We start from the raw sequence: 12,773 nt of genomic DNA, 5'->3' as shown, positions 1-12,773 counted from the left end.
ACCACGGCACGGGTCGACCGGGTGGCGCCGGGCAGTGATACGGGTCACTGTTAAGCCCCCGAGGCGCTCACCGTGGCCGGGCGAACCCTAGGGGTGCGGCTCAGGGGCGCGGTCCGGAACCGCCGACGGCGTGGACCCGTTCTCACGACAGAGAGCGGCAGTGGCCGCGAAGGAGGCGACATCCATGTCGAAAAACGCCAAGATCGCCGCGGGAGGTGTGGCGGCCGGGCTCGTCCTGCTGATCTGGCTGCCCTGGTGGGCAGCGCTCCTGATGGTCCTGGGAGTCCCGGCCGCCGCGTACCTCGCGCTCGACCCCTCGCAGCGGCGCAGGCTGCGCCGCGTCTCACGCAAGGAGCTGGGCCGCTGAGGCGTTAACGGGCGGCGGTGCCGCCACCGTCCAGGGCGCAGGAGTCGACCACGCCACCGTCCGCGCTTCCCCCGACGGTCCGGTCCCCGGACGGCGTGGCGCCGCGCTCCACCCAGGCGACCAGCGCGTCGAACGCCGAGCGGTAGCAGGGCAGGATCGGCCGCAGCCTGTCCGGATGCGTGTCGTACAGCCCGTCCACGTGCGTGCCGCCCCGCACCGTGTAATAGCGGTGCAGCTCGCCCCGCCCGCCCGCGTCGACCATCCGTGCGTACACGTCCGAGTCGGCCGCCTTGGGCAGCAGCGCGTCCAGGTCTCCGTGCAGGGTGATCAGCGGCCGGCCGATGCGGCCGGTCAGCGCCACCCGGGCGACGGCGCGGTGCACGGATGCGGGACGCGAGGCGTAGTCGTAGGCGGCGTCGGAGGCGCACGGCGCGAGGATCTGCTCCGTCGTCGACCCGGCGGACGGGCCGGGACAGCGGCGGTCGTAGGCCGGGTCGAACTCCGCGCGGTAGATCTTCTGCGTCAGCCCCCAGTAGACCTTCTCGTGGTAAGGCCACAGGAACTCGGACCCGCGCGCGAAGCCCGCCGTGTACAGGTCCTCGTCCCGCGCCCCGCCCGACATCCACGCGACCGCGGTCGGCAGCGAGGTGAGCAGACTCGGCCCGTCGGCCGTCCACAGCGCGCCCTCCCAGTCCACTCCGCCGTCGTACAGCTCCGGGTGGTTCTCCAGCTGCCAGCGGGTCAGATAGCCCCCGTTGGAGATACCGGTGATGTACGTGTGCCGCGGTGTCCGCCCGTAATATTGGGCGACCGCGCGCCGGGCCGCCCGGGTGAGCTGGGTGGTCCGGGTGTTCCACTCGGCGACCGCGTCACCGGGCCGGACCCCGTCCCGGTAGAAGTCGGCGCCGTTGTTGCCCTTGTCCGTCGCCGCGTAGGCGAAGCCCCGCGCGAGCACCTGGTCGGAGATCGCCCTGTCCGTCGCGTACTGCTTGCGCGTACCGGGCGCCCCGGTGACGACCAGTCCGCCGTTCCACCGGTCGGGCAGCCGGATCACGAACTGCGCGTCATGCCGCCAGCCGTGGGTGGTGTTGAAGCGCGAGGAGTCCGGGAAGTAGCCGTCGATCTGTACCCCCGGAACACCGGACGGCGACCGGGTGGCAGCCGCGGTCAGCCCCGCCTGGTCGGCCATGTCGGTGTACGGGGTCCCGGCGAGCCCCGTGGTGGTCAGATCGGCGAGGCAGGCACTGCGCTGGTGGGCCGCGCCCGGCACACGGACCCGCTCCTGGCGGGCGCAGTGCTCGTCTCCCGCCGCCGTGGCGGCGGGATGTGGAGCGGTGAGGGCCGCCGCGGTGAGGGCGACGGCGAGCAACGGAACGCCACGGGACGGGCGCATGACGGCCTCCGGAAAGGGCGGGAAGCGGAAAAGGCGACGGGCGCGTGCTGCGCGTGAGCACGGAGGCCCCATGGTGGGCGCCGGCCCCTGCCGTCATCGATGGGTTGGCGCCATATGGCGCGGCGCCCGCACATGGTGGATCAAGACACCCGCGAAGCCGTACGCGTGCCTCCAGCAACCTTCGCCCCGGCGGCGCGCGTCGCCGCGTCGCCCCTGATCCACCAGCCGCTTCCGCCAACCGGCCTCCCCGGGCCGGGCGGATTCAGAGGGGCCGCACGGCCATCTTGTCGAGGGCCTCGAGCAGACCCGGGAGTTCCGGACCCCGGCCGACCGGGAGGACCTCGCCGGGTTCGTCGTCGAGCAGGACGAACGCGATGTCGTCGGTCCTGGCCACCAGCGACCAGCCGGGACCGTCGGCACGCAGGGTGCGGGCGCCGCCCGGTGCGAAGGACGAGCGGACCCGGCCGAGCGGCGGCGGGGTGTCGATGTAGGCGCGGGCCTCCGCCAGGACCCGCCGTACACCGCTGTGGCCGGGCCCGCGTCCCCGCCCGTCGCCGTCTTCGGCGCCGCCGTCCTGCGCGGCGCCACCGCTTGCGGCGCCGCCGTTGGCCGCCTCACCGTCGGTCGCCGCGCCGTTGACCGCCTCACCCGAGTCGCCCGGTGTCGCGAACTCGGAGTCGTCGATCTGTTCGCGCCAGGTCGCCCACTGCAGAGCGATCTCGTCGGCTCCCAGACGGCGCTGGGCAGGCCCCCAGACGCCCGAGTCCGGAGGGGTCAGCGGGACCCGGTCGGCGACGTCGGGACCGGGGTCGTGCGGCGCGGGCACGCCAGGCGCCGCGACGGCCACCGCGAGCGGCCAGCCGGGCAACGCGGTGACGACCGTGCGCTCGTCCGGCGACAGGTCGTGCTCCATGCCGCAGTCCCAGGACGCGATCGCCACGGCGACCAGGGAGACGTCGTCGACGACGACGGTCCACCGGGCACCCTCGCCGTCCTGGCCGAGCACCAGACCGTACCCGTCGGCGAGCGGCGGGAGACCGAGCGCCGCGCACGCCTCCGGGTAGTCGTCGCCCAGCACGCTCGGGAACTTCGCCGGCGTCAGCAGCACCGCCGTGAGCACGTAGAGCGCGTCGTCCGCGGCGGCGACGGCTTCCTCGTCGGTCCCAGCCATCCCAGCCTCCCCATCGGTTCGTCCGTCGGCGCGCACCCTATGCCGTCCCCGAGCCCGTTGTCACGACCCCACAGCCGCGGCCGGAGCTGCGGTTCTCCGGCCGCACGGGGCGCATGGGAGCGGTGGTGCCCGGCGCGTCAGGCCGCCGGCAGTCCGAGGAGCTCGCGCGCCACCGTCCGCGGCGACTCGTCGCGCTCCCGCGCGAGCGCGACGACCGCCCGGCACGCCAGCTCGTTCACACCGAACGAGAGCGCCTCGGGCGACACCCAGCCCGCCGCCTCCTCGATCCGGTCCTCGTCGTCCTCCACGCAGGCCGAGACATACGCCGCGGCGGCCTCGAAGAGGTTGTGCGGGCGTGCCTGCCGTTCGGGGCGCTCCGGCCCGCGAAGGCTGCCGAGGAGTCTCCCGAAGATCTCGCGAACCCTGCCCCACATACGGTTCACCTTCCCCCTGCCCGACGGTCCTCGCCGACCGTTCGTCTCCTGCTGTTCAACGTAGAGTTGGAGCCTCGGCGGCAGAAGGGGGCAGCGGGTTGAGGCGCTTCGAACGGCTGGAACAGATCCGGCGGATGGACCCGTACCGCCAGGCCACGGAGATCCACCGGCTCAGCGTGGCCCACGAGTTCCCCTGGGACTACACCAGGGCCCTGGAACTGGCTCTCTACCGCACCTACGCCGTGCCCTCCATCGGCCGCCTGCTCGCCGAGACCGCGGAGCTCACGGACCGGTCGCAGAAACGCTACGACGACACCTCACTGCTCCTGGACGCCATTGTCGAGCACGGATTCGGCAGTGGCGAGGGCCGCACCGCGATCCGCCGCATCAATCGGATGCACCGCAGCTACGACATCGCCGACGACGACATGCGGTACGTGCTGTGCACCTTCGTCGTGATGCCCAAGCGGTGGATCGACGCGAACGGCTGGCGCAGGCTGTCGCGCCACGAGACGGTCGCCGCCACGGTCCACTACCGGACGCTCGGACGGCACATGGGGATCAAGGACATTCCCGGGACCTACGAGGAGTTCGAGAGCTGCCTCGACGCCCACGAGCAGGCCCACTTCGGCTGGGACGAGAACGCGCGACGGGTCTCGGACGCCACGCTCGACCTCATGACCTCCTGGTACCCGAGCCCGCTCGCCCCGCTGCTGCGCACGGCCACGCTCGCCCTCCTCGACGAGCCGCTGCTGCGCGCCTTCCGCTACACCCCGCCGGGCGCCGCGACCCGCGCGGTGGTGCGCCGCGCGGTGCGGCTGCGCGGCCGCGCGGTCCGCCTGCTGCCGCCCCGCCGCGCCCCGCACTTCGCCCGGCAGAACCGGGAGATCAAGGGCTACCCGAACGGCTATCGGCTGGAGGACCTGGGCACGCGTCCGGTCCCGGGCCTGCGGGGCTGCCCGGTGCGCCACGGCGGCACCTCGCCCGCCGACTGAGGGCAGGCCACCGGGGCTCAGCCCTCACGCACGGCCAGGGCCAGGAACCGGGAGTCCTCATCGACGTACGAGGTCATGCGCCACCCCGAGGCGGCCAGCAGGGGACGGAGACGGGGCTCCGCGCGCAGGTCGTCCGGGGTGGTCGAGCGGCCCTGGCGCGCGGCGAGAGCCGCCCGGCCGATCGGGTGGAACAGGGCGAGCACGCCACCGGGACGCACCACGCGCGCCAACTCCCGGAGGCCGTCGGCCGGGTGCGGCAGATGAGCGATCAAGCCGGCCGCGAACACGGCGTCCAGCGACCCCGAGCGCAGCGGCAGCGCGGAGACGTCCGTGAGCAGCAGCGTCGCGTCACGGTCGCGTCCGGCCCGTACGGCCTCCCGGAGCATCTCCGGGGTGAGGTCGGCGCCGAGGACCACTCCGGAGGCCCCGACGGCCGCGCGCAGCGGTGGCAGGGCCCGCCCGGTGCCGCAACCCGCGTCGAGCACGCGGTCGCCCGTGCGCAGCCCGAGCCCGGCGACCGCAGCCGCATAGGCGGGACCGTCGTCGGGGAACCTGCGGTCCCAGTCGGCGGCGCGCGCGCCGAAGAACTCCTGGACGTGTGTGTGGTCGTCGCTCATGCTCCGCATGATCCCGCACCGGGAGGGGCGACGTCCCCGCGCGCAGGTCCGGGCGCGAGCGGTCGTTCCGGAGCGACGGTGCGTCGGTTCCGACAGCTTGCGGAAGGGGCGCCTTCCTTCGTGCACCGTGCGCCCCGGCGTCCTGGTGGGGGACACCTGGACCACGCCACCCGCGGTGCGTGCGCCCCGGCGCTGTCGTGGACGATGACCCGCACGGATCCGCCGTCGGGCTGCGCGGCACGGTCCGTGCCCTCGCCGCCGCCTGCCCCTCGGCACCGGCATCCGGACCGTCCACGTCGCGATCACCTGGCCTCCCCGGTCACGGGCGCCGCGGTCGGCGCCATGCACGGCCCAGGCCCCCCACAGCACACGTCCCGGTCCCACCCCGCACCGGCCCACCGTGCGTGGCCGGCAAGCGCACGCCGGGTCACCGGCCGACGAGGGGCGGTGTCCCGGGAGGCGGCACCGCATGCGGCCCCCCGCGCAGGACACCGCTCACCGCGCGGCACCGTGCGGGCCGGGGATCATCCGCCTGTCGAGGTGCGTGCCGGTCGTCTCCCCGCCGGCCCCGCGGGCGTTCGCCATCATGGCCGCCGCCGAGGGCGTCTCCCCGCTGCACCCGGACCGCGCACGTGGGCCCCACTGTCCTCCAGGCCATGGGCCCTCCTACCGCCGTCCGCAGCATGCGCAGGCGTTCGGCGGCGGTGACGAAGGCCCGTGAGCGGGCGGTCACCGCCTGAAGGGGGTCACGACGGCGGGCCGGGCCGTGGACGTACGGCGTGTACTCCGGCACATCGGCACGATTTTCGGCGTCGGCGGCGCCCTCACGGCCGTCAAAACATCACCGCCGGTTTCCATGCGCGCGTGGTGCTCGAGTTCCCCCGCGCGGGAGGGTCGGCCGGGAGGACGCGGTGCCGGCGCGTGCCCGGCTGGACCGGGGCCTGACCGGGGAGCGACCGCGTCCGTTGTCCGCGGCCGCCCAGGTACCTGCGCGCTGCGCCGGATCCCGCCCCGGTCTCAGTCCGCGACGCCCTTTTCCGCCAGCACGTTCTCGATGCGCACGCGGACGAGGAGTTCGCCGGGTACGCCGTTGCGGGCTCCGAACTCCTCGGCGCGGTCCTCTCCCATGTACCGCGCGCCGATCCGGGCCGCCCAGTGCCGCAGTTCCCCGGGTCCTTCCGACAGCCGGGCCCGGCCGCGCAGCACCACGTAGGAGAACGGCGGCCGGTCGTCGTCCACGCAGAGGGAGACCCGCTCGTCACGGGCCATGTTGCGGCCCTTCACGGTCCGCTTGCCGGTGGTGAGGACCACCTCGTCCCCGTCGATCAGGAACCAGACCGGCGCCACGTGCGGGCTCCCGTCGGCACGGACGGTGCAGAGCTTGGCGGTCCTGGTCCCCTGCGAGACGAACGCCCGCCACTCGTCGTCGGTCATCTTGCGTCCCATGGCGCCCATTCTCCTTGCCCGGCGTGCGGTCCTGGGGAAGGCTGACGTGGGGGCCTCCCGCCGGGAGCGGGGGCAGTACACGGGGACCACACACGGGGAAGAACACGGGGAGACTCACGACATGGCGCACAACCGGGGACTGGACTGGCTGCTGGACGACCTCACCCAGAGGGTCGAACACGTACGGCACGCACTGGTGCTGTCCAACGACGGGCTGGTCACGGGGGCGAGCACGGGGCTGCGCCGCGAGGACGCGGAGCATCTGGCGGCCGTGTCGTCCGGGCTGCACAGCCTCGCCAAGGGGTCGGGTCGGCACTTCGGCGCGGGCGCGGTGCGTCAGACGATGGTCGAGTTCGACGACGCGGTGCTCTTCGTCACGGCGGCCGGCAACGGCAGTTGTCTGTGCGTGCTGAGCGGCGCCGAGGCCGACATCGGCCAGATCGGGTACGAGATGACGCTGCTGGTGAACAGGGTCGGCGAACATCTGGACGTGGACGCCCGTCAGCCGGGCCACGACCCCTCGACGGGGCCGTGACCGGCGAGTTCTTCACGCTCCGGCGGAGTTTTCCACAGGGATGTCGCGGAGAGTGACCGAACGGCTACGGTCTTTCCCGAGCGGGTGCACACGGCACCCGCAGCACACTCCACGGGGGAGACGAGCATGTCCGCACGCACCGTCAGGCAGGACCTCACCGCCACCGCCACCGCCACCGCCACCGCCAACGCCAACGTCGCGCGCGCCGCGGGAGCGGAAGGCCCCTGGGCCTCCACCGGCCGCGCGGCACGTGAACTGGGACTGAAGCGCACCGCTTTCGATCTCGCCGTGCATCTCGGCCACATCCGCACCGTCCCCGACGAGGGAGGAGGAGGCCGGCGTGTCGGCCGGGCCGAGATCGAGCGGCTGCGCGCCCGGCCCGGGTTTCCCGAGGCACTGCGGGAGAGCGTGCGCACCGTGGGCACAGCCCAGGGCGCGGCCCTGATGGAGGTGACGAAGACCCGCTTCACGCGTCTGGCACGACTCGGACTACTGGTTCCGGTGAACTTCCACCTCAATCGCTGCCGTGCCGTGGTCTGGTTGTATCCGGCCGAGGAACTGCGGCGGTTCGCGGCCGACACCGCACGCGCCCCGCTGCTCACCGGCCGCACGCCCGGCACCCTCAGGTCCCAGCTCGTCACCGGTCTCGACCTGCGGCCCCGCAACTGGCGCAGCCGCCACCTGGGCTTCCTGCTCCGCCAGGCCGGCGACCCCTGGGTGCGGGCCGCGGCGGTGGCCTCCCTGCTCGACCCGCTGGAGATCTCGTGCGTCGTCAAGGACCCCTACGAGCGCTCCCACCTGAACGGACACCGCCCGCCGCGGCCGTTCCACGGCACCCCCGGATCGCCGGCCGCGCGCCTCGCGGAAGAGCTGATGACGGCTCAGGACGAGGACGAGATCGCCTGGTTGCGGTCGGACCTTGCGCGGTTGGTGGAGGAGGCGCGGGAGCAGCGGCAGGCGCCCCGCCCCGCGCAGGACGGCCACCGACCGGTCCTGCAGGCACCCCACGAACCCGATGGGCCGCACAAGGCTCGCGGACGGTACGGCCGGTCCCGCGGACTGCTGGCCCACTGGTTCCGCAGAGGCTGGTGACGGGCGCCTACAGTGCCCTGAACAAGCCCTCCTGGACGACGGACACCAGCATCCGGCCCTCCAGGTCGTAGATCCTCCCCCGGGCCAGGCCGCGGCCACCGGTGGCGATCGGCGACTCCTGGTCGTACAGGAACCACTCGTCCGCGCGGAATGGTCGGTGGAACCACATGGCATGGTCCAGCGACGCCATGTCGAAGCCCCGAGGCCCCCACAGCGGCTCCACCGGGATCCGCACGGCGTCCAGGAGGGTCATGTCGCTGGCGTACGTCAGGGCGCAGGTGTGCACCAGCGGGTCGTCGCCCAGCGGACCCACCGCGCGCATCCACACGGCGCTGCGCGGCTCGGCCCCCTTCACCTCGTGGGGATCCCAGCGCAGCCGGTCCACGTACCGGATGTCGAACGGCTGGCGCCGGGCCATCCGCTGCAACTGCTCCGGCAGAGCGCCCAGGTGCTGCCGGATCTCGTCCGTGACCGTCGGCAGCGACTCGGGGTGCGGAATCTCACGGGCCGGCGGCAACTGGTGCTCGAAACTTCCCTGTTCCGGCTGGTGGAAGGAGGCGGTGAGATTGAAGATCGTGCGGCCCTGCTGTACCGCGGTGACCCGGCGGGTGGTGAACGACCGACCGTCCCGCACCCGTTCGACCTGGTACACGATCGGCACCCCGGGGCGGCCCGGGCGCAGGAAGTACGCGTGCAGGGAGTGCACGGGCCGATCGCCCTCCGTGGTGCGGCCCGCGGCCACCAGCGCCTGGCCGGCCACCTGGCCGCCGAAGACCCGTTGCAGCGACTCCTGCGGGCTGCGGCCACGGAAGATGTTGACCTCGATCTGCTCCAGGTCGAGCAGGTCGACGAGCCTTTCGGCCGGGTTCGTCATGGGTGGGGTTCTCCTGTTTCACAGCTGGCCGACATCGGTGACACGGACGACCGCGCGGCCCTCCGCGTCGGAGGCGGTGAGGTCGACCTCCGCACTGATGCCCCAGTCGTGGTCGCCGTTCGGGTCGTCGAAGATCTGCCGGACCCGCCACAGGCCGTTCTCCGGCTCCTCCTCGATCAGCAGCAGCTTGGGGCCGCGGGCGTCGGGGCCGGTGCCCAGCTCCTCGTACTCGTCCCAGTACTTGTCCATCGCCTCGCCCCAGGTATCGGCGTCCCAGCCGGACTCGGCGTCCAGCTCGCCCAGCTCCTCGAGCTGGTCCAGGGCGGCGAGTTCCACGCGGCGGAACATGGCGTTGCGGACCAGGACGCGGAAGGCGCGGGCGTTGGCGGTGACCGGCTTGACCTGGTCGGCCTTCTCCTGGGCCTCCTCGGCGGTCATCTCCTCCGGGTTGGCCAGCTGTTCCCACTCGTCCAGCAGGCTGGAGTCCACCTGGCGCACCGTCTCGCCCAGCCAGGCGATCAGGTCCTCCAGATCCTCGGACTTGAGGTCGTCGGGCACGGTGTGGTCCAGCGCCTTGTAGGCGCCGGCGAGGTAGCGCAGGACGATGCCCTCGGTGCGGGCCAGCTCGTAGAACGACACCAGCTCGGTGAAGGACAGTGCCCGTTCGTACATGTCCCGCACCACGGACTTCGGCGACAGCGGATGGTCGCCGACCCAGGGGTGGCTCTTGCGGTAGGTGTTGTAGGCGTGGAAGAGCAGTTCCTCCAGCGGCTTGGGATGGCCGATGTCCTGGAGGCGCTCCATGCGCTCCTCGTACTCGACGCCGTCCGCCTTCATCGCGGCGACCGCCTCGCCGCGCGCCTTGTTCTGCTGGGCGGCGAGGATCTGGCGCGGATCGTCCAGCGTGGACTCCACGACCGACACCATGTCCAGCGCGTAGGAGGGCGATTCGGGGTCCAGCAGTTCGAACGCGGCCAGCGCGAAGGTGGACAGCGGCTGGTTCAGTGCGAAGTCCTGCTGGAGATCGACGGTGAGGCGGACGGTGCGGCCCTGGGCGTCCGGTGTGTCCAGCTTCTCGACGATGCCGCCGTCCAGCAGCGAGCGGTAGATGGCGATGGCCCGGCGGATGTGCCGAAGCTGCTGCTTGCGCGGCTCGTGGTTGTCCTCCAGCAGTCGCCGCATCGCCTCGAAGGCGTTGCCGGGGCGTGCGATCACCGACAGCAGCATCGTGTGCGTCACGCGGAAACGGGAGGTCAGCGGCTCCGGCTCGGACTCGATGAGCTTCTCGAAGGTCTTCTCCGTCCAGCCGACGAAGCCCTCGGGCGCCTTCTTGCGCACGACCTTGCGGCGCTTCTTCGGATCGTCGCCCGCCTTGGCCAGCGCCTTCTCGTTCTCGATGACGTGCTCGGGTGCCTGCGCGACGACGAAGCCCTCGGTGTCAAAACCGGCACGTCCCGCACGGCCGGCGATCTGGTGGAACTCCCGGGCCCGCAGAGTGCGCACACGGTTGCCGTCGTACTTGGTCAGGGCCGTGAACAGCACCGTGCGGATCGGGACGTTGACGCCCACCCCGAGCGTGTCGGTGCCGCAGATGACCTTCAGCAGGCCGGCCTGCGCCAGTTTCTCCACCAGCCGCCGGTACTTGGGCAGCATGCCGGCGTGATGGACGCCGATGCCGTGCCGGACGTAGCGGGAGAGGTTGCGGCCGAACTTGGTGGTGAAGCGGAAGTTGCCGATCAGCTCGGCGATCCTGTCCTTCTCCTCCCTGGTGCACATGTTGATGCTCATCAGCGCCTGCGCCCGCTCCACCGCCTGGGCCTGCGTGAAGTGCACGATGTAGACGGGGGCTTGGCGGGCCCCGAGCAGATCGGTGAGCGTCTCGGTGAGCGGCGTGTACCGGTACTCGTAGGACAGCGGCACGGGGCGGGTGGCCGAGCGGACCACGGCGGTGGGACGCCCGGTGCGGCGGGTCAGGTCCTTCTCGAAGAAGGACACGTCGCCGAGCGTCGCGGACATCAGGACGAACTGCGCCTGCGGCAGTTCCAGCAGGGGGATCTGCCAGGCCCAGCCGCGGTCCGGCTCCGCGTAGAAGTGGAACTCGTCCATGACGACCTGGCCGACGTCGGCGTCCTTGCCGTCACGCAGCGCGATCGACGCCAACACCTCGGCGGTGCAGCAGATCACCGGGGCGTCGGCGTTGACCGACGCGTCGCCGGTCAGCATGCCCACGTTCTCGGTGCCGAAGATCTTGCACAGTTCGAAGAACTTCTCCGACACCAGCGCCTTGATGGGCGCGGTGTAGAAGGTGACCTCGTCGCGTGCCAGGGCGGCGAAGTGGGCGGCGGCAGCGATCATGCTCTTGCCGGAGCCGGTGGGCGTCGACACGATCACGTTCGCCCCGGAGACCACCTCGATCAGCGCCTCCTCCTGGTGGGGATAGAGGGTGAGGCCGCGTTCCTGCGTCCACGACTCGAAGGCTTCGTACAGGGCGTCGGGGTCGGCGGTCGGCGGCAGCTGATCGATGAGGGTCACGCCCCCATCTTGCCTGCCCTCACGCCCGATGCGGGAATCGGATGCGAGTACGAAGATCGCGAACGCTACGCTGTGTCGCCGGCGAAGGGGTCCAGGCACCCGGTCGACCCGACGGCGGTGCACGAGGAATGGGGCGGGCAAGGGCGATGATGGGACCAGCACACTCACTGTCGGGTGCCGCGGCCTGGCTCGGCGTCGGCGCGGCGACCGCCGCCGCGGGACACCCGATGCCCTGGCCGGTCCTCGTGGCCGGCGCCCTGATCTGCGCGGGCGCCGCGCTCGCCCCGGACCTCGACCACAAGGCGGCGACCATATCGCGTGCCTTCGGACCGCTGTCCCGAGGGCTCTGCGAGATCGTCGACAAGCTCTCCTACGCGGTCTACAAGGCCACCAAGAAGCAGGGCGACCCGCGCCGCTCGGGCGGGCACCGAACCCTGACCCACACCTGGCTGTGGGCCGTGCTGATCGGCCTGGGCACCGCGACACTGGCGATCACCGGCGGCCGCTGGGCGGTGCTGGCGATCCTCTTCGTGCACATGGTGCTGGCCATCGAGGGACTGCTGTGGCGGGCGACCCGCGGCTCCAGCAGCGACGTCCTGGTGTGGCTGCTGGCCGCGGCCAGCGCGTGGATCCTCGCCGACATCCTGGACCAGCCGGGCAACGGCTCCGGCTGGCTGTTCACGGCCCCGGGCCAGGAGTACCTGTGGCTGGGGCTGCCGGTCGTGCTCGGCGCGCTGGTGCACGACATCGGGGACGCGCTCACCGTCTCGGGCTGCCCGATCCTGTGGCCCATACCGGTGGGCCGCAAGCGCTGGTACCCGATCGGCCCGCCGAGGGCGATGCGCTTCCGGGCGGGCAGCTGGGTGGAACTCAAGGTGCTGATGCCGGCCTTCATGCTGCTCGGCGGCGTGGGCTGCGCGGCGGCGCTCAACGTGATCTGAGGGGTGCCCGGGCGCCCGCCCGCCCCGTCCGTCCCCGCTGCTCAGCCGTTGCTCCCGGCCCCGTCCCCGCCGCCGTACCGGCGCTCGAAGCGGGCGACGCGCCCCTCCGTGTCCACCGTGCGGGCCTTGCCGGTGTAGAAGGGATGGCTCTCCGAGGAGATCTCCACGTCCACGACCGGGTAGGTCTCGCCGTCGTCCCACTCGATGGTCTCGTCACTGCTCGCGGTGGACCGGGTCAGGAAGGCGTAACCGGCGGCACGGTCGCGGAAGACCACGGGGTGGTAGTCGGGGTGCTTGTCCTGGTGCATGGACGCTCCTCGGGGGCTCGGGCAGAGCGCCGACGGGCTCGACGGCGGGCTCGGCGGCGGGGACGCGG

At 72.4% G+C, this 12,773-nt stretch carries 13 protein-coding genes; 5 read left to right on the top strand and 8 right to left on the bottom strand.

Annotated elements, in window-relative coordinates:
• Positions 1–184: 184 nt before the first annotated feature.
• Entirely contained in the window at positions 185–367 is a 183-nt protein-coding gene (locus ACFYOV_RS22940) for a hypothetical protein (RefSeq protein WP_389090189.1), read from the top strand.
• 4 nt (positions 368–371) lie between these two features.
• Here the strand turns inward: ACFYOV_RS22940 and ACFYOV_RS22935 are convergent, their stop codons facing one another.
• The 3 genes from ACFYOV_RS22935 to ACFYOV_RS22925 all read right to left on the bottom strand — a co-directional run bounded on the left by ACFYOV_RS22935 (position 372) and on the right by ACFYOV_RS22925 (position 3,365).
• Complete coding sequence (locus ACFYOV_RS22935) at positions 372–1,760, bottom strand: tannase/feruloyl esterase family alpha/beta hydrolase (RefSeq protein ID WP_389090187.1); 1,389 nt, start codon at positions 1,758–1,760, stop codon at positions 372–374.
• Between the two features lie 262 nt (positions 1,761–2,022).
• The gene (locus ACFYOV_RS22930) at positions 2,023–2,931 is read right to left on the bottom strand and encodes a hypothetical protein (RefSeq protein WP_389090186.1); all 909 of its coding nucleotides are present in this window, start codon (positions 2,929–2,931) and stop codon (positions 2,023–2,025) included.
• 137 nt (positions 2,932–3,068) lie between these two features.
• Complete coding sequence (locus ACFYOV_RS22925; RefSeq protein ID WP_389090184.1) at positions 3,069–3,365, bottom strand: hypothetical protein; 297 nt, start codon at positions 3,363–3,365, stop codon at positions 3,069–3,071.
• A gap of 98 nt (positions 3,366–3,463) precedes the next feature.
• On the opposite strand from ACFYOV_RS22925, the gene ACFYOV_RS22920 reads away from it, so the two are divergent.
• Positions 3,464–4,360: an oxygenase MpaB family protein gene (locus ACFYOV_RS22920; RefSeq protein ID WP_389090183.1), complete on the top strand. Its 897-nt coding sequence runs from the start codon at positions 3,464–3,466 to the stop codon at positions 4,358–4,360.
• 17 nt (positions 4,361–4,377) lie between these two features.
• Here ACFYOV_RS22920 and ACFYOV_RS22915 read toward each other — a convergent pair whose 3' ends face one another.
• On the bottom strand, positions 4,378–4,977 hold the full coding sequence (locus ACFYOV_RS22915) for a class I SAM-dependent methyltransferase (protein ID WP_389090181.1): 600 nt from the start codon (positions 4,975–4,977) through the stop codon (positions 4,378–4,380).
• Between the two features lie 1,017 nt (positions 4,978–5,994).
• Positions 5,995–6,423, bottom strand: a complete 429-nt coding sequence (locus ACFYOV_RS22910) for a PPOX class F420-dependent oxidoreductase (RefSeq protein WP_389090180.1) — start codon at positions 6,421–6,423, stop codon at positions 5,995–5,997.
• Between the two features lie 121 nt (positions 6,424–6,544).
• On the opposite strand from ACFYOV_RS22910, the gene ACFYOV_RS22905 reads away from it, so the two are divergent.
• Complete coding sequence (locus tag ACFYOV_RS22905) at positions 6,545–6,958, top strand: roadblock/LC7 domain-containing protein (protein WP_389090178.1); 414 nt, start codon at positions 6,545–6,547, stop codon at positions 6,956–6,958.
• A 126-nt stretch (positions 6,959–7,084) separates the two neighbouring features.
• On the top strand, positions 7,085–8,050 hold the full coding sequence (locus ACFYOV_RS22900) for a DUF6397 family protein (protein WP_389090177.1): 966 nt from the start codon (positions 7,085–7,087) through the stop codon (positions 8,048–8,050).
• A 7-nt stretch (positions 8,051–8,057) separates the two neighbouring features.
• Here the strand turns inward: ACFYOV_RS22900 and ACFYOV_RS22895 are convergent, their stop codons facing one another.
• Together ACFYOV_RS22895 and ACFYOV_RS22890 are read right to left on the bottom strand one after the other, a co-directional pair.
• The gene (locus ACFYOV_RS22895) at positions 8,058–8,924 is read right to left on the bottom strand and encodes an acyl-CoA thioesterase (RefSeq protein WP_389090175.1); all 867 of its coding nucleotides are present in this window, start codon (positions 8,922–8,924) and stop codon (positions 8,058–8,060) included.
• An 18-nt stretch (positions 8,925–8,942) separates the two neighbouring features.
• The gene (locus ACFYOV_RS22890) at positions 8,943–11,456 is read right to left on the bottom strand and encodes a DEAD/DEAH box helicase (protein WP_389090174.1); all 2,514 of its coding nucleotides are present in this window, start codon (positions 11,454–11,456) and stop codon (positions 8,943–8,945) included.
• A gap of 146 nt (positions 11,457–11,602) precedes the next feature.
• On the opposite strand from ACFYOV_RS22890, the gene ACFYOV_RS22885 reads away from it, so the two are divergent.
• The gene (locus tag ACFYOV_RS22885; protein WP_389090172.1) at positions 11,603–12,397 is read left to right on the top strand and encodes a metal-dependent hydrolase; all 795 of its coding nucleotides are present in this window, start codon (positions 11,603–11,605) and stop codon (positions 12,395–12,397) included.
• 41 nt (positions 12,398–12,438) lie between these two features.
• On the opposite strand, the gene ACFYOV_RS22880 is transcribed toward ACFYOV_RS22885, so the two are convergent.
• Positions 12,439–12,705 (bottom strand): type B 50S ribosomal protein L31, encoded by a 267-nt coding sequence (locus tag ACFYOV_RS22880; protein ID WP_389090171.1) that lies wholly within the window; start codon positions 12,703–12,705, stop codon positions 12,439–12,441.
• Positions 12,706–12,773 lie beyond the last annotated feature (68 nt).

Source organism: Streptomyces sp. NPDC005931, assembly GCF_042871235.1.
Taxonomy (GTDB): domain Bacteria; phylum Actinomycetota; class Actinomycetes; order Streptomycetales; family Streptomycetaceae; genus Streptomyces.
The sequence above is the reverse complement of the archived record's forward strand: the minus strand, read 5'-3'. Positions and strand labels throughout refer to the sequence as shown.